Genomic DNA, 15495 nt, shown 5'->3' with positions numbered 1-15495 from the left:
GGTTGGATGGTGGTGTGCGGGCGGTCGTTCCGCAGGGCCGGGGGCGCCCTCCGAAGGACTCACCGCGCCCGGTTCAGCGTCTGCAGCGCGGCCCGCAGCAGCTGGCCGACCTGCGGCGTGCCGCCCTCGGCGATCACCGCCTCCGCCTTGGGCGCCACCGTGGCCACGGCCTCGTCGGCCTCGCGCGGGGCGTAGCCGAGGCCGACGAGCGCGGCGTGCAGCTGATCGCGCCAGCCCGCGGCGGCGGGGGCCGGGGCTGCCGCGGCGGAGCCGGCCGGCTTGCCGAGCCGGTCCTTCAGCTCCAGGAGCAGCTTCTGCGCGCCCTTCTTGCCGATGCCGGGGACGGCGGTGAGCGCCTTCTCGTCGGCCGAGGCGAAGGCCTGCCGGAGGGCGTCGGGGCTGTGGACGGCGAGCATGGCCTGGGCGAGGCGGGGGCCCACTCCGCTCGCGGTCTGCAGCAGTTCGAAGGTCTGGCGCTCGTCGTCGTCTGCGAAGCCGTAGAGGGTCAGGGAGTCCTCGCGGACGACGAGGGAGGTGGCGAGGCGGGCCTGCTGCCCGACGCGCAGGCCGGCCAGGGTGCCGGGCGTGCACTGGACGGCCATGCCGATGCCGCCGACCTCGACGACCGCGGTGTCGGGGGCGAGGGCGGCGACGGGGCCGGAGACGAAGGCGATCATCGGGTGCCCTTCGGGAGGCGTACGGGAGCGGTGGCGCGGCGCTGGGCGGCGGCGAGCTGCTGCAGGCGGCCGGCCGCCGGGGCGCGCCAGATGTGGCAGATGGCCAGGGCCAGGGCGTCGGCGGCGTCGGCGGGCTTGGGCGGGGCGTCGAGCCGCAGGAGGCGGGTGACCATGGAGCCGACCTGGGCCTTGTCGGCCCGGCCGGAGCCGGTGACGGCGGCCTTGACCTCGCTGGGGGTGTGCAGGGCGACGGGCAGGCCGCGGCGGGCGGCGCACAGCATGGCGACGGCGCTGGCCTGGGCGGTGCCCATGACCGTGCTGACGTTGTGCTGGCTGAAGACGCGCTCCACGGCGACGAATTCGGGCCGGTGCTCGTCGAGCCACTGCTCGATGCCGCGCTCTATGAGGACGAGGCGGTCGGCGACCTCGGCGTCCGCGGGGGTGCGGATCACGCCGACCCCGGCCATGCGCAGCGGGCGGCCCGCGGTGCCCTCGACCACGCCGACGCCGCACCGCGTCAGGCCCGGGTCCACCCCCAGCACCCGCATCGCACCATCCCTTCGCTCACCTGCCCGGGCAGGCTACCGGCTGCCACTGACAACGGCCGGTCATGCGGACGGGCCGGCGGGGTGTGTTCCCCGCCGGCCCGTCCGCCGACCGCAGCCGGAAGTCTTACGCGTCGACCTTCGCCATGACGTCGTCGGAGACGTCGAAGTTGGCGAACACGTTCTGGACGTCGTCGCTGTCCTCGAGCGCGTCGATCAGCTTGAAGATCTTGCGCGCGGCGTCCTCGTCGAGCTCCACCTGCATGGTGGGGACGAAGTTGGCCTCGGCGGAGTCGTAGTCGATGCCCGCCTCCTGGAGCGCGGTGCGGACCGCGACCAGGTCAGTGGCCTCGCTGATGACCTCGAAGCTCTCGCCGAGGTCGTTGACCTCCTCGGCGCCGGCGTCCAGGACCGCGCCCAGGACGTCGTCCTCGGTCAGTTCGCCCTTGGGGACGATGATGACGCCCTTGCGGTTGAACAGGTACGACACCGAGCCCGGGTCGGCCATGGAGCCGCCGTTGCGGGTCATGGCGACGCGCACGTCGGAGGCGGCGCGGTTGCGGTTGTCGGTGAGGCACTCGATGAGGACCGCGACGCCGTTCGGTCCGTAACCCTCGTACATGATCGTCTCGTAGTCGGCGCCGCCGGCCTCAAGACCGCCGCCGCGCTTGACCGCGGAGTCGATGTTCTTGTTGGGGACCGACTGCTTCTTCGCCTTCTGGATGGCGTCGTAGAGGGTCGGGTTGCCCTCGATGTCGACGCCGCCCATGCGGGCCGCGACCTCGATGTTCTTGATCAGCTTCGCGAAGAGCTTGCCGCGCTTGGCATCGATCACGGCCTTCTTGTGCTTCGTCGTAGCCCATTTAGAGTGGCCGGACATCTGCCTGTCTCCTTCGCGTAACCAACTTCTGAAACGAACGACAGAGATCCTACCGGGACCGGGCTACCGGGCTGCGCGCACCATGTCCACGAACAGGGCGTGGACGCGGTGGTCGCCGGTGAGCTCCGGGTGGAAGGACGTGGCCAGCACGTTGCCCTGGCGCACGGCGACGGTGTGGCCGTCGTGGGTGGCGACGACCTCGGCGGCGGCGCCGACGGACTCGACCCAGGGGGCGCGGATGAAGACGCCCTCGACGGGGCCGCCCTCGATGCCGGCCATCTCGACGGCCGCCTCGAAGGACTCGTTCTGCCGGCCGAAGGCGTTGCGGCGGACGATCATGTCGATGCCGCCGAGCGTCTCCTGGTCCTCCCGGCCGTCCAGGAGCTTGTCGGCCAGCATGATCATGCCGGCGCAGGTGCCGTAGACCGGCATCCCGGCCTTCACGCGCTCGCGCAGCGGCTCCAGCATGCCGAAGACGACGGCGAGCTTGGACATGGTGGTGGACTCGCCACCGGGTATCACCAGGCCGTCGATCTCCGCGAGCTCTTCGGGGCGGCGCACCGGGCGGGCGAGGGCGTCGGCGGCGGCGAGGGCGATGAGGTGCTCGCGGACGTCGCCCTGGAGGGCGAGGACACCGATGGTGGGCGTGGAAAGGGATGCCACGGGAGTTCTCCGTCTCGCGAGAACGAGGGGCGCGCGAAGCGCTCCGTGAGGGGCGGTGGTCGGGTGACGGGTGGGAGACGGCTGGGCGGCCCGCCGTGTGCGCGGACCGCCCGGCCGGGGAAGCGGTGGGTGTTACCAGCCGCGGTTGGCGTAGCGCTCGGCCTCGGGGAGGGTGTCGCAGTTGATGCCGACCATGGCCTCGCCGAGGTTGCGGGAGGCGTCCGCGATGACCTTCGGGTCGTCGTAGAAGGTGGTGGCCTTCACGATGGCGGCGGCGCGCTTGGCCGGGTCGCCGGACTTGAAGATGCCGGAGCCGACGAAGACGCCCTCGGCGCCGAGCTGGCGCATCAGCGCGGCGTCGGCGGGGGTGGCGACGCCACCGGCGGAGAAGAGGACGACCGGCAGCTTGCCGAGCTCGGCGACCTCCTTGACGAGCTCGTACGGGGCGCGCAGGTCCTTGGCGGCGGCGAAGAGCTCGTTGTTGTCGAAGCCGCGCAGCTTCGCGATCTCGTTCTTGATCTGGCGCAGGTGGCGCACGGCCTCCACGACGTTGCCGGTGCCGGCCTCGCCCTTGGAGCGGATCATGGCGGCGCCCTCGGCGATGCGGCGCAGGGCCTCGCCCAGGTTGGTGGCACCGCAGACGAAGGGGGTGGTGAAGGCCCACTTGTCGGAGTGGTTGATCTCGTCGGCCGGGGTGAGGACCTCGGACTCGTCGATGTAGTCGACGCCGAGCGACTGCAGGACCTGGGCCTCGACGAAGTGGCCGATACGGGACTTGGCCATGACCGGGATGGAGACGGCGCCGATGATCTCTTCGATCATGTTGGGGTCGGACATGCGGGCCACGCCGCCGTCCTTGCGGATGTCGGCCGGCACCCGCTCGAGCGCCATGACGGCGACCGCGCCCGCGTCCTCGGCGATCTTCGCCTGCTCGGCGTTGACGACGTCCATGATCACGCCGCCCTTGAGCTGCTCGGCCATGCCGCGCTTGACGCGGGCGGTACCGGTCTCGGGGGTGGTGGACGTGCTGGGGACCGTGCTGGACACGTTGTGACCTCACTATCAAGGGCGGTGATGCTGCGACCCTCATACAACCGAGCGGGCTTTCCCCGGAAAAAGAGCCAATCGGAGGCCGGTGGCTTGTCCGCTCAGCCGCCCGCCCTGGATTCCAGGACGGCGGGCGGCTCGTCGTCCATCTCGAAGGCCATCGGGAACGGCGCGTGGCCCGCGAGGCGGAACCAGCGCACGACGCGGTGCTTGCGCACGGCGCGCGCGGCACGCACGGCGTCGTTGTGGAAGCGCCTGGCCATGGGCACCCTGCGCACCGCCTCGGACAGCTCGGTCAGCGACTCCTCACCGCCGGGCGCCTCCCGGACGGCGTCGACCTGCGGCGCCTCGGCGAAGACCGCGCGCAGGGCCTGGCTCAACTCGCTCTCGGCGACCTCGCGGTGCTCCTCCTCGGCCTGCCGGGCCGCGTGCGCGGCCTGGTAGAGCACGATCGAGGCGGCCGGGTCGAGGACCCCGGCCGTGCCGAGCTCCTGGGCGACGGAGGCGCGGCGCAGGAGCTGGGCGTCCAGGGCGGCGCGGGCGGCGTCGATGCGGCTGTGCAGGCGGTCCAGCCGGCCGGCGGTCCAGCTGAGATAGACGCCGATGACGACCAGCGCGGCGACGATCCAGATCAATGTGGTCACGCCGGGCCACGTTACCGCTCGGCGCGGGGCCCGCTGCCGCGGAGCGGGGGCGCTGCGCGGGCGGAGGCCGCGGTACGGCGCGGGGCCCCGTTGCCGAGCGGTGTCCGGTGCCGGTGTCCCCGGCAGCGGAATGGTGGTTCGGCACCGCCGAAATCCGCCGCGGCGGTTGCTCGCCGCAGCGGCGGAGGTTGTCTGCCGGGCCGGTCCGCTCCACCTGCGGGTGGAGGCGGGGAGTGAGGATCTCCACCCTTATCTCGGCCCTGGCGCCGATCCCTCTCCACCCGGCCCGCGCCTAGCGTCGTGTCAGACCTCGGAGGACCACGAAGGACCGGCACCGCAGCGGGGGAGGAAACCCCATGACACCGCATGCCTGGCGAGCGCTGCTCGTCCCCCTGACCATCACGATCGTCCTGCCCGTCGCGCTGTACTACGCGCTGCGGGCGCAGGGCACCGCCCAGTGGCAGGCCCTGCTGATCAGCGGCGCGATACCGGCCGCGCACGCGGTCGTGACGGCCGTCCGCCGCCGGCACGTCGCCTCCTTCGACCTGCTCGTCGTCGCCCTGCTCGCCGTCTCGGCGGCCATGTCGCTGGTGAGCGGGGATCCGCGGGTGCTGCTGCTCAAGGACGCCGCGATCCCGGCCGTACTGGGCCTGTGGATCGGGGGCACCCTGTTCCTCTCCCGGCCGTTCGCCTTCCACTTCGGCGCGCACCTGCGGCGCGGCAGCGGCGACGCGGAGGCCGAGCGCGCCTGGCAGGAACTGCCCGTGTACCGGCAGGCGCTGCGCGGCCTGACCCTGCTGTGGGGAGGCGTGGAGCTGCTCGACGCCGCCCTGAGCACGGTGCAGGCGCTGGTCCTGCCCGTCGACGCGGTCCCGGTCGTCGGCCGGATCCAGTCGTTCGCCCTGCTGGCCCTGGTGGTGGTGATCACCGTACGGCGCAGCCGGCGCTTCCGGGCGCGGCACGGGATATCCCTGTTCGGGACAGCCGTGGCGGCGGGGGCACCGGTGCCCCAGGGAGCGGGGCCCGGGGCCTAGCGGCGGCCCCGGGGCGGTCTCAGTCGCGGGCGAGGCCGAAGCGGGCGCGGAGGCTGGTGCGTTCGTCGGTGGCGACCGAGGCCGCGCCGGCCGTGACCGTCTCGTAGACGGCCAGGATGTCGGCGCCCACGCGGGACCAGTCGAAGCGGCGCACGTGAGTGCTGCCGCGCTCGCTCAGCCCGGCCCGCTGCTGCGGGTCGCCCAGCAGCCGGACGGCCGCGGCGGCGAGCGCGTCGGCGTCCTCATTGGCGAAGAGCTCGCCGGCCGAGCCCTGGTCGAGCACCTGGGCGAAGGCGTCCAGGTCGCTGGCGAGGACGGGGGCACCCGCCGACATCGCCTCGACCAGGATGATGCCGAAGGACTCCCCGCCCGTGTTGGGGGCGACATAGACGTCGACGCTGCGCAGCAGCCGCGCCTTGTCCTCGTCGCTGACCATGCCGAGGAACTCGACGCGGTCGCGCATCTCGGGGGGCAGGCCGGCCACGGCCTCCTCCTCGTCGCCCCGGCCGGCGACCAGCAGCCGGGCGTCGGGGCACGCGGCGAAGATCTTCGGCAGGGCGCGCATGAGCACGGGCAGGCCCTTGCGGGGTTCGTCGATGCGGCCGATGAAGCCGATCGTCCCGCCCTGCCACTCCTGCTTGGGCTCGGCGCGGGCGAAGAAGTCGACGTCAACGCCGTTGGGGATGACCACGGCGTCGCCGCCCAGGTGCTCGACCAGCGTCCGGCGGGCGTATTCGCTCACCGCGATGCGGGCGCTGATCTTCTCCAGGGCGGGCTGGAGGATCGGATAGGCCGCGATCATCGCCCGGGAGCGCGGGTTGGAGGTGTGGAAGGTCGCCACGATGGGGCCCTGCGCGGCCCAGCAGGTCAGCAGGCCCAGCGAGGGAGAGGTGGGTTCGTGGATGTGGATGACGTCGAAGTCGCCGTCGTGCAGCCAGCGCCGCACGCGGGCGGCCGAGAGGAAGCCGAAGTTCAGCCGTGCCACAGAGCCGTTGTAGGGGACGGGCACGGCCCGCCCGGCCGAGACGACGAACGGCGGCAGCGGCGTCTCGTCGTCCGCCGGGGCCAGCACCGACACCTCGTGGCCCAGCCGGATGAGGTGCTCGGCCAGGTCCCGGATGTGGAACTGCACGCCGCCGGGCACGTCCCACGAATAGGGACAGACGATCCCGATCCTCATTCCCCGGCCCTCCGGTCGCTCTCGGCCCTGCCCGCGCCCTCGCCCCGCGCCTCTCCCCCGGGCCCGCCCGGCGCCTGCTCCGGCGTGCCGGAAGGCCCGTCCGGGCGCGGCTCCAGGTCGGCGAGCCACAGTCGCTGGAGCATATGCCAGTCCTCGGGGTGCTCGGCGATCCCCGCGGCGAAAATGTCGGCGACCTGCTGGGTCATCGCGGCGGCCTTCTCGGCGCGCGTGCCCTCCGCGGGCACCTCGACGGGGGCGTGCACCCGCCCCTTCATCACCGGCGAGCGGTCGTACCAGAGCGTCACCGGCAGCAGCAGCGCCCCGGTCTGCACGGCGAGCATCGCGGGCCCGGCGGGCATCTTGGTGGCCTCGCCGAAGAAGGTGACCTCTATGCCCGAGGAGGACAGGTCGCGGTCGGCCACCAGGCACACCAGTCCCCCGGCGCGCAGCCGGCGCGCCAGCGTGCCGAAGGCGCTGCCGCCCGCGTGGGGCAGCACCTCCATGCCCAGGCCCTCGCGGTAGGCCACGAAGCGGTCGTAGAGCGTCTCGGGCTTCAGCCGCTCGGCCACCGTCGTGAAGGGCACCCCGAGCCGCGTGGTCACCCACGCGCCCGCGAGGTCGTAGTTGCCCATGTGCGGCAGGGCGATGACCACGCCGCGCCCGCTCGCCAGGGCCTCCTCCAGGTGGTGCAAACCCTCCGGCGCGAAGGACGTGCGCGTGCGCTCCGCGCTCCACACCGGCAGCCGGAAGGACTCCATCCAGTAGCGCATGTACGAGCGCATGCCCGCGCGGGACACCCGCGCGAGGCGCTCCGCAGACGCCCCCGGCAGCACCCGGGCCAGGTTGGCTTCCAGACGCAGCACGCCGCCGCCGCGCCGCCGCCACGCCACGTCGGCGATCTGCTGCCCCAGCCGGACGGCCAGCGGCTCCGGCAGCTTCTTGACGGTGGCCCAGCCGAGCCCGTACAGCGCGTCGGTCAGCCGGTCCTTCACCCGTTGCCACCGCCCTGCGCCGCCGCCGCGGCCTCGGCCTCCGCCTCGGCCGACTCGCGGCGCACCGTCACCACCCGCTGGATCAGCGTCACGAGGCTGCCGACGGCCACGATCCACAGCGCCACCGGCAGCAGGTACTGGATGCCCGGCACGCCGAACTTGTGCAGGCCCGCGAAGCCGCACGCCACCAGCGAGATGACCAGCCGCTCGGCCCGCTCGACGAGGCCGTTGACGTTCACGGGCAGGCCGATGCTCTCGCCGCGCGCCTTCGTGTACGAGACCACCTGGCCGCTGGCGAGGCAGAAGATCGACACCGCGCAGAGCACGTTGTCGTCACCGCTGCCCGCGTACCACAGCGCGAGCCCGCCGAAGATCGCCGAGTCGGCGACGCGGTCGAGCGTGGAGTCCAGGAAGGCGCCCCAGCGGCTGGAGCGGCCCAGCTGCCGGGCCATGTTGCCGTCCACCAGGTCCGAGAAGACGAACAGGGTGATGACGACCGTGCCCCAGAAGAACTCCCCCCGCGGATAGAAGACCAGGGCGCCCGCCACCACACCGCCGGTACCGACGAGGGTCACCGCGTCGGGGCTGACGCCGAGGCGGATGAGCAGGGCGGCGAACGGCGTGAGAACACGCGTGAAGAACGCACGCGCGTACTTGTTCAGCATGGCCTTCCCGGAGGGGTGTCGTGTCGGGCCGCGTGGTCAGGGAGGCCACCGGCTGGCCCATCGTAGCCAGGCGCCCCCTCCGGGCCGCGCACGCACTGCTCGCAGCGCGCGCACCGGCCCCTCCGCCTCCCCCTGCGGCGCCACCGCGGGGCGTACGGATGCACCCCCGTGTGCGACGTATGGACGCAGCGTTACCGCAGTGGAAAGCTCGGTGTACCGCAGGTGTCGACCGGGAGGCGGGACACATGGGCGAGAAGACGGGCACGTACCCAGGGGCCGCGGGCAGAGCAGTATCGGCCGACCGGCCGAGCCACGTACGCAATGTGGTGCTGGTCGGCCACAGCGGCTCCGGAAAGACGACGCTGGTGGAGGCCCTCGCGCTGGCGACCGGTGCGGTCAACCGGGCCGGCCGCGTCGAGGACGGTGGTGCGCTCTCGGACTACGACGAGATCGAGCACCGCCAGCAGCGCTCGGTGCAGTTGTCGCTGGCCCCGGTCGAATGGGCCGGCATCAAGATCAATCTGCTGGACACCCCCGGCTACGCCGACTTCGTCGGGGAGCTCAGGGCCGGTCTGCGGGCGGCGGACGCGGCCCTTTTCGTCGTCTCGGCCGCAGAGGGCGCCGAGAACATCAACGGCGCCACCCGCATGGTCTGGGAGGAGTGCGCCGCCGTCGGGATGCCCCGCGCCATCGTCATCACCCATCTGGAGGCAGCCCGCTCCGATTTCGAGGAGATGACGGAGACCTGCCGGACGGCCTTCGGCGGCGACTCCCCCGACGGCGTGCTGCCGCTCTACCTCCCGCTGCACGGGCCCGAGGGCCCCGACGGGCACCGCTGCGTGGCCGGCCTCATCGGCCTGCTCTCCCAGCGCGTCTTCGACTACTCCTCCGGCACCCGGGCCGAGGCCGCACCCGGCCCCGAGCACCTGCCGCTCATCGAGGAGGCCCGCAACCGGCTCATCGAGGGCATCATCGCCGAGAGCGAGGACGAAACCCTCATGGACCGCTACCTCGGCGGCGAGGAGATCGACGTCAAGACGCTCGTCGAGGACCTGGAGCGCGCCGTGGCGCGCGGCAGCTTCCACCCCGTTCTCGCCGCGGCCCCCGCCGCCGAGGGCGCCAAGCAGGGCCTGGGCACCGTCGAGCTCCTGGAGCTGATCACCGGCGGCTTCCCCACCCCCCTCGAACGCGAGGCCCCGGCCGTCACCACCCCCGACGGCCGCCCCCGCACGCCCGTGACCTGTGACCCCGCGGGCCCGCTCGCCGCCGAGGTGATCAAGACCTCGTCCGACCCGTACGTCGGCCGGATCTCCCTCGTCCGCGTCTTCTCCGGCACCCTGCGCCCCGACGAGACCGTCCACGTCTCCGGCCACGGCCTGGAGGACCGCGGCCACGAGAACCACGACGTCGACGAGCGCATCGGCGCGCTCTCCTCCCCCTTCGGCAAACAGCAGCGGCCCCTCCCCCAGGCCATCGCCGGCGACATCGCCTGCGTCGCCAAGCTCACCCGCGCCGAGACCGGCGACACCCTCTCCGCCAAGGGCGACCCCCTCCTCATGGAGCCCTGGCAGCTGCCCGACCCGCTGCTGCCCGTCGCCATCCAGGCGCACAGCAAGGCCGACGAGGACAAGCTCTCCCAGGGCCTCGCCCGGCTCGTCGCCGAAGACCCCACCATGCGCCTGGAACAGAACGCCCAGACCCACCAGGTCGTCCTGTGGTGCCTGGGCGAGGCCCACCGGGACGTGGCCCTGGAACGGCTGCGCACCCGCTACGGCGTCCAGGTCGACGTCGTGCCCCACAAGGTGTCGCTCCGCGAGACCTTCGGCGGCAAGGCCGGCGGCCGCGGCCGGCACGTCAAGCAGTCCGGCGGCCACGGCCAGTACGCCATCTGCGAGATCGAGGTCGAGCCGCTGCCCGGCGGCTCCGGCATCGAGTTCGTCGACAAGGTCGTCGGCGGCGCCGTCCCGCGCCAGTTCATCCCCTCCGTCGAGAAGGGCATCCGCGCCCAGGCCGCCCGCGGCCTCGCCGCCGGCTACCCCCTGGTCGACATCCGGGTCACCCTCCTCGACGGCAAGGCGCACTCGGTGGACTCCTCCGACGCCGCGTTCCAGACCGCGGGCGCCCTCGCCCTGCGCGAGGCCGCCGCCGAAACGAGGATCCACCTCCTCGAACCCGTCGCCGAGATCGAGGTCCTGGTCTCCGACGACTACGTGGGCCCCGTCATGAGCGACCTGTCCGGGCGCCGCGGCCGCGTCATCGGCACCGAGCAGTCCGGCGCGGGCCGCACCCTCGTGCGCGCCGAGGTCCCCGAGATCGAGATCAGCCGCTACGCCGTCGACCTGCGCTCCCTGTCGCACGGCACCGGCCGGTTCACCCGCTCCTACGCCCGCCACGAACCGATGCCCCCTCAGATCGCCGAGCGGCTGCGGGAATCGGCGGAGGGCGGAGCGTAACAGGCGCGAACCGCCCGCCTCGCACCGAGCGGGGCGGGCGGCCTTCACGATCTCTGCGACAGCCGGCACCCCGCGCCGATACGCTGGGTCCGCGGACCAACACGTATGACGCGGGCGGTCGTCGGCATCCGTCGGAAGGCCGCAGGACCGGACATGCGCGGCATTGGGGGCAGCAGTGGCAGCAGGGGACCCGTTCGACTTCAGCCCCGGGGCACAGATCCCGCTCTCGGGCTCCTCCGGACAGACCGCGGCGACCCAGGCGCTCGCCTCGGCCGCCTACCGCGACGGCCCGGCCGACCAGCTCCTCAAGGCCAACTCCGACTGGGCCAAGTCCGAGGTCAAGCCGCCCCGCATATCGCTCTTCGAGCCCAACCTGGGCGAGGCCTTCGCCCGCGCCGTCCAGCTGCGCGTGCTCGGCGGCGGCCGCAAGCCCCTCATCCAGTCCTTCGGCCTCGACCCGCAGCCCGTCGTCGAGCACTGCCTCGCGGCCAATCGCATCCGCAAGCAGCGCGACGCCAGGCTCACCCTCATCACGGGCGTCTGCGGGCTGCTCTTCCTCCCCGGCGTCCTGCTCTGGCTCGGCGTCTTCCAGCTGCGCCGCACCATCGCCGGCGCCCAGAACAAGCGCGCCGGCGCCCTCGGCACGGCGCTCCTCGTGGGTCTCGGCATCCTCGCCGTCATCCTCCTGGTCAAGCTGCCCTTCCAAGGATTCTGGGCGTTCTACCTGCGCGCCATGCTCATCGCCCCGCTCGTCGGCGGCTTCTGGGCCAAGTCCGTCTGCGAGCGCACCGCCAAGGACCTCCGCGACCGCTGGACCGGCCTGCTCTCCGGCGGCGGCATCGGCGCCAAGATCCCCGAAGCCGTCCCCAAGAACCCCGGCGAGACCGCCGCCGAGCGGCTCCGCCAGTCCCTGGAGCGGCTCGCCGCCGAGCAGCAGAGCAACGTCGCCTTCTACGCCGGCACCAAGGGCATACTCGGCATGGGCACCCGCTGGGGCAGCTGGCAGCTCGCCGAGGAGCTCGTCCCGCTCGAACCCGGCAAGGAGATCAACCCCTTCCGCAGCTGGGACGTCGTCCGCGCCATCCACGACCAGCTCCACCTCCTGGAGCGCAGCCCCCTGCACACCGGCGGCTTCCCCACCCCCTCCGTCGAGCACTGGGTCGTCTCCGACGTCGGCGAGGGCGCCGGCGCCGTCTCCCGTCCCGGGGGCACCGACGGCTTCCAGATAAGGGGCGCCGAACTCCAGAAGATCTGCAACGAACAGCAGTTCGGCGCGGGCAGCCGGCACTACCTCGGCGTCCAGTTCGTCCTCTGGGACGGCCAGCTCGTGATCACCCTCCTCATCACCGTCACCGTCCTCCACAAGACCCTGCGCATCGAGGTCACCGGCTACGCCCTCGGCCCCGTCAACGGCATCTTCATGGGCAAGCCGTCGGCCCGCACCAAGACCACTCCCAAGACCATCAAGTTCTGGGAGAACCGGACCAGGACCCTCTCCGTCGTCCCGCCCCGCGAAGTCGTCCGCCTCGCCGCCCGCGCCCCCCTCACCTGGTACCCGCCCCTCCTGGAGTACTGGGGCGGCAAGCTCGTCCTGCCCGAGCCCTTCGGCCTGCGCCACGCCTGGGCCGAGAAGCCCTGGCGGCACCGCTTCATGGCCGACGACGCCCTCCGCGCCACGACCCCCGTCCTGCGCGTGGTGCACGAGGCCGCCCTGCGCGTCCTCAAGGAGCACGGCGTGAACACCGAGCGCTTCACCAGCCGCGCCATGTCCCTCAGCGGCGCCGTCCAGGACGCCAAGCCCAGCGCGGCGGACGTCTACAACGCGTGACCGGGCGCCGGGTCCCGTCCCGGCGCCCGCCTACGCCCGGCCCGCCGTCACTCCCCGGGCCTCACCGGAAGAACCCCGGCCCCTACCGGAAGATCCCGGTGTGGCCCAGCGAGTACCGGCCCGGCTGGGGGTACACCGCCAGCCCGTGCGGCCCGGCACCCACCCGGATCTTGGCGATCTGGTGCCCGTCCCGCGTGTCGATCGCGTACACCTCGGAGTCGTAACGCCCCGACAGCCACAGCACATTGCCGTCCGCCGACACCCCGCCCATGTCGGGGCTCCCGCCCTCCGGCAGCTCCCACTTCTTCACCAGCTTGCGGCTCGGCAGGTCCAGCACCGAGATCGACCCCTCGCCCCGGTTCGAGATGTACATCGACTTCGAGTCCCGGCTCACGTACAGCCCGTGCGCGCCCTTGCCCGTCGGCATCAGCCACGGCTCGGTGAACCTGTCACCGTCCAGCACCCACACCCCGTCCGCCATCATGTCGGCGATGTACCACGTCTTCCCGTCCGAGGAGATCTTCACGTCCTGCGGCATCGCCCCCTCGAACGGCAGCTTCTGCTGACCGATCACCTTCATCTTCGCTGTGTCGACCTTCAGCAGCTCGCCCGAGAACTCGCACGAGACGATGAAGTACTTCCCGTCCGGCGAGAAGTCCGCGTGGTTCACCCCCTTGCACGACACCGGCTCCGTCTTCTTCCGCTTCATGGTCTGGGCGTCCCGGAACACCAGCTCCCGGTCCATCGACGCCATCACCACCGCGTACTTGCCGTCCGGCGTGAAGTAGAGGTTGTACGGGTCGTGGACGTCGACCGTCCGCCCCTTCTTCCCCGTGGCCGGGTCGATCGCCGTCAGCGTGTGACCGCGGTCGTTGTTCACCCACAGCGTCTTCATGTCCCACGACGGCACCACGTGCTGCGGCTGGTTCCCCACCGGGATCGTCTCGATGACCTTGTACGTCTTCGGGTCGATGACGCTCACCGTGTCCGACTCCGTGTTGGGCACGTACACCCGCGACGGGAAGTCCTTCACCACCGGCGACAGCTTGTTCGGCCGGTCCGCCGCGTACAGGTCGTGCGGATCCAGCAGCGGCGGCATCCCGGGCAGCCCCGCCGCCGGCGCCGCCCCCCGCTGCTGCTGTTGCTGTTGCTGCTGCCCCTCCTTGTGCGGCGCGCGGTCGGCCGCCTCCGTACCGGAGTCCCCGCCGCAACCGGAGGCCAGCAGAGCACAGGCGGCGGCGAACAGCACGGCACGGTGCACCCCGCGCGCACGCGGCCGGCGCAGAGAGCTCGGGAACGAGGAGAACTGGTTCATCAGGTCAGCAGCTCCGTAGTCGTCACCGCGCGCAGGCCGCGGCGGTGCAGGCCGTCGAGGATTGCGGGCAGCGCGGCGACCGTGCCCGCGTGCCCGAAGTGCAGGCTCACCACCGAACCCGGCCGCACCGCGCCCAGCACGGCGCGGCGGACCGCCTCGGGCCCCGGGTCGGTGAAGTCGAGGGAGTCCACGTCGTAGGAGAGGACGTGCGGATAGCCGGCCTCCCGGGCCAGCCGGGCCACCTGCTCGGTGGCCCGCCGCGCCCGGGACGGCCGGAACCAGCGGCCGATCCCGCCCGTCAGCCGCCGCAGCCGCTCCGCGCACTCGGTGATCTCCGCGGACGCCGCGGGCGCGGGCATCGAGCAGATGTCGAGGTGGCGCATCGTGTGGTTGCCCAGCTCGTGCCCGCCGTCCAGGACGCGCCGGGCGAGCTGCGGCTGGGCGTCCAGCCAGGTGCCCACGGCGAGCACCGTCACCCGCGCCCCGGCCCGCTCGGCCTCCCCCAGCAGCTCGGTGACCTGCTTCGGCTCCCCCTGGCCGTGGAAGGTCAGCGCCACGTCCTTGCCGGTGCGGGGGCCGTGCTCGATCTGGGCGGGAAGCCCCGGCGGGAGCGGGGCGAGGGACAGGGAAGGGAGCGGCGGCCCGGACGGCGACGACGGCGCCGGCAACCGGGACGCCCTGCCGCCCTTCGGCCCCTTGGACGCTGCGGAAGGACCGGGCGGAGGCCCCGTGGCCCGTACGGACGGATCCGCGGCGGCCCGGGCGCCCGTATCGCCGCCGGACGGGCCGCAGCCCACCGCGGCGGCACCGGCGAGGGCGCCGCCGGCGGCCGCGCGCAGCACGGTGCGGCGGTGGAGGAACGTCACCGCACCATTAGAACTGCTCTTAATGAGGAATCGGGGAGATTTGCCCGCTTTGCAAGGGCGCGTGTCCTCAGGCCGCGGGCCAGGCGTCCGCGAGCATCTTGCGGGTGTCCGCGAGCAGTTGGGGCAGGACCTTGGTGTGGCCGACGACGGGCATGAAATTGGTGTCGCCGCCCCAGCGGGGGACGACGTGCTGGTGCAGGTGGGCGGCGATGCCGGCGCCCGCGGTCGTGCCCTGGTTCATGCCGATGTTGAAGCCGTGCGCTCCGGAGGCGGTGCGCAGCGCGGTCATGGCCCGCTTGGTGAAGTCGGCGAGCTCGGCGGTCTCGGCCTCGTCGAGCTCGGTGTAGTCGGCGACGTGCCGGAAGGGGACGACCATGAGGTGCCCGCCGTTGTACGGGTAGAGGTTCAGCACGGCGTAGACGCGCTCGCCCCGGGCGATGATCAGCCCGTCCTCGTCGCTCTTCTCCGGAATCGAGCAGAACGGGCAGCCGTCGTCGGCTCCCGGACCGGTCGGCTTGTTCTCCCCTTGGATGTACGCCATCCGGTGGGGCGTCCACAGGCGCTGGAACGCGTCCGGCGCCCCGACTCCGATCTGCTGCTCCGGCTCACTCGTCATGGTGGGAAGCATATGCGCCCGGGAGGGCGTGGACGCAGAGAGGGGCGGCCCTGATGGGCCGCCCCTCCAACCCGCCTGCGCGGGGACGCG

The 15495-nt window shown here is 72.6% G+C and carries 15 protein-coding genes; 3 read left to right on the top strand and 12 right to left on the bottom strand.

Annotated features, from left to right (window positions below):
• Positions 1-59 precede the first annotated feature (59 nt).
• The 6 genes from ruvA to IF61_RS0106580 all read right to left on the bottom strand — a co-directional run bounded on the left by ruvA (position 60) and on the right by IF61_RS0106580 (position 4456).
• Entirely contained in the window at positions 60-677 is a 618-nt protein-coding gene (gene ruvA, locus IF61_RS0106605) for a Holliday junction branch migration protein RuvA (RefSeq protein WP_030365300.1), read from the bottom strand.
• The gene (gene ruvC, locus IF61_RS0106600) at positions 674-1225 is read right to left on the bottom strand and encodes a crossover junction endodeoxyribonuclease RuvC (RefSeq protein WP_030365299.1); all 552 of its coding nucleotides are present in this window, start codon (positions 1223-1225) and stop codon (positions 674-676) included. The genes ruvA and ruvC overlap by 4 nt, the downstream gene beginning before the upstream one ends.
• Before the next feature lie 124 nt (positions 1226-1349).
• Positions 1350-2102 carry a YebC/PmpR family DNA-binding transcriptional regulator gene (locus IF61_RS0106595; RefSeq protein WP_030365298.1) on the bottom strand — a complete coding sequence of 251 codons (753 nt, stop codon included), beginning with the start codon at positions 2100-2102 and terminating at the stop codon, positions 1350-1352.
• 63 nt (positions 2103-2165) lie between these two features.
• Entirely contained in the window at positions 2166-2765 is a 600-nt protein-coding gene (gene pdxT / locus IF61_RS0106590) for a pyridoxal 5'-phosphate synthase glutaminase subunit PdxT (protein ID WP_030365297.1), read from the bottom strand.
• A gap of 132 nt (positions 2766-2897) precedes the next feature.
• Positions 2898-3812, bottom strand: a complete 915-nt coding sequence (gene pdxS, locus IF61_RS0106585; RefSeq protein WP_030365296.1) for a pyridoxal 5'-phosphate synthase lyase subunit PdxS — start codon at positions 3810-3812, stop codon at positions 2898-2900.
• Positions 3813-3913: 101 nt separating this feature from the next.
• The gene (locus IF61_RS0106580) at positions 3914-4456 is read right to left on the bottom strand and encodes a LemA family protein (RefSeq protein WP_030365295.1); all 543 of its coding nucleotides are present in this window, start codon (positions 4454-4456) and stop codon (positions 3914-3916) included.
• A gap of 356 nt (positions 4457-4812) precedes the next feature.
• Here IF61_RS0106580 and IF61_RS0106575 point away from each other — a divergent pair, with 356 nt between their 5' ends.
• Positions 4813-5490 carry a VC0807 family protein gene (locus IF61_RS0106575; RefSeq protein WP_052392454.1) on the top strand — a complete coding sequence of 226 codons (678 nt, stop codon included), beginning with the start codon at positions 4813-4815 and terminating at the stop codon, positions 5488-5490.
• A gap of 19 nt (positions 5491-5509) precedes the next feature.
• Here the strand turns inward: IF61_RS0106575 and IF61_RS0106570 are convergent, their stop codons facing one another.
• Genes IF61_RS0106570 through pgsA form a run of 3 tightly spaced genes read right to left on the bottom strand, consistent with a single transcriptional unit; the run spans position 5510 to position 8327 of the window.
• Complete coding sequence (locus IF61_RS0106570; protein ID WP_030365293.1) at positions 5510-6670, bottom strand: glycosyltransferase family 4 protein; 1161 nt, start codon at positions 6668-6670, stop codon at positions 5510-5512.
• Entirely contained in the window at positions 6667-7662 is a 996-nt protein-coding gene (locus IF61_RS0106565; protein WP_078660006.1) for a phosphatidylinositol mannoside acyltransferase, read from the bottom strand. Before IF61_RS0106565 ends, IF61_RS0106570 begins: the two co-directional genes overlap by 4 nt.
• On the bottom strand, positions 7659-8327 hold the full coding sequence (gene pgsA, locus IF61_RS0106560; RefSeq protein ID WP_030365291.1) for a phosphatidylinositol phosphate synthase: 669 nt from the start codon (positions 8325-8327) through the stop codon (positions 7659-7661). The genes IF61_RS0106565 and pgsA overlap by 4 nt, the downstream gene beginning before the upstream one ends.
• Positions 8328-8572: 245 nt before the next feature.
• Here pgsA and IF61_RS0106555 point away from each other — a divergent pair, with 245 nt between their 5' ends.
• Together IF61_RS0106555 and IF61_RS0106550 are read left to right on the top strand one after the other, a co-directional pair.
• Positions 8573-10780, top strand: a complete 2208-nt coding sequence (locus IF61_RS0106555) for an elongation factor G-like protein EF-G2 (RefSeq protein ID WP_030365290.1) — start codon at positions 8573-8575, stop codon at positions 10778-10780.
• 175 nt (positions 10781-10955) lie between these two features.
• A complete protein-coding gene (locus IF61_RS0106550; protein WP_030365289.1) occupies positions 10956-12608 on the top strand; it encodes a hypothetical protein in 1653 nt (550 codons plus the stop codon).
• An 82-nt stretch (positions 12609-12690) separates the two neighbouring features.
• On the opposite strand, the gene IF61_RS0106545 is transcribed toward IF61_RS0106550, so the two are convergent.
• From IF61_RS0106545 to IF61_RS0106535, 3 genes are all read right to left on the bottom strand, one after another.
• Entirely contained in the window at positions 12691-13923 is a 1233-nt protein-coding gene (locus IF61_RS0106545; RefSeq protein WP_052392453.1) for a YVTN family beta-propeller repeat protein, read from the bottom strand.
• Positions 13923-14789 (bottom strand): polysaccharide deacetylase family protein, encoded by an 867-nt coding sequence (locus tag IF61_RS0106540; protein WP_043188050.1) that lies wholly within the window; start codon positions 14787-14789, stop codon positions 13923-13925. The genes IF61_RS0106545 and IF61_RS0106540 overlap by 1 nt, the downstream gene beginning before the upstream one ends.
• A 67-nt stretch (positions 14790-14856) precedes the next feature.
• The gene (locus IF61_RS0106535) at positions 14857-15417 is read right to left on the bottom strand and encodes an HIT family protein (protein ID WP_030365286.1); all 561 of its coding nucleotides are present in this window, start codon (positions 15415-15417) and stop codon (positions 14857-14859) included.
• Positions 15418-15495: the final 78 nt, after the last annotated feature.

This window comes from Streptomyces roseoverticillatus (assembly GCF_000719265.1).
Taxonomy (GTDB): domain Bacteria; phylum Actinomycetota; class Actinomycetes; order Streptomycetales; family Streptomycetaceae; genus Streptomyces; species Streptomyces roseoverticillatus.
Note: the sequence above shows the minus strand (reverse complement) of the source record. Positions and strands in the feature narration are given on the sequence as shown.

What these genes read in the sequence shown, in the direction of transcription:
- IF61_RS0106570 (WP_030365293.1), bottom strand. Translation starts at nt 6,670, where the DNA reads ATGAGGATCGGGATCGTCTGTCCCTATTCGTGGGACGTGCCCGGCGGC.
- IF61_RS0106575 (WP_052392454.1), top strand. Translation starts at nt 4,813, where the DNA reads ATGACACCGCATGCCTGGCGAGCGCTGCTCGTCCCCCTGACCATCACG.
- ruvA (WP_030365300.1), bottom strand. Translation starts at nt 677, where the DNA reads ATGATCGCCTTCGTCTCCGGCCCCGTCGCCGCCCTCGCCCCCGACACC.
- IF61_RS0106595 (WP_030365298.1), bottom strand. Translation starts at nt 2,102, where the DNA reads ATGTCCGGCCACTCTAAATGGGCTACGACGAAGCACAAGAAGGCCGTG.
- IF61_RS0106535 (WP_030365286.1), bottom strand. Translation starts at nt 15,417, where the DNA reads ATGCTTCCCACCATGACGAGTGAGCCGGAGCAGCAGATCGGAGTCGGG.
- IF61_RS0106555 (WP_030365290.1), top strand. Translation starts at nt 8,573, where the DNA reads ATGGGCGAGAAGACGGGCACGTACCCAGGGGCCGCGGGCAGAGCAGTA.
- ruvC (WP_030365299.1), bottom strand. Translation starts at nt 1,225, where the DNA reads ATGCGGGTGCTGGGGGTGGACCCGGGCCTGACGCGGTGCGGCGTCGGC.
- IF61_RS0106545 (WP_052392453.1), bottom strand. Translation starts at nt 13,923, where the DNA reads ATGAACCAGTTCTCCTCGTTCCCGAGCTCTCTGCGCCGGCCGCGTGCG.
- pgsA (WP_030365291.1), bottom strand. Translation starts at nt 8,327, where the DNA reads ATGCTGAACAAGTACGCGCGTGCGTTCTTCACGCGTGTTCTCACGCCG.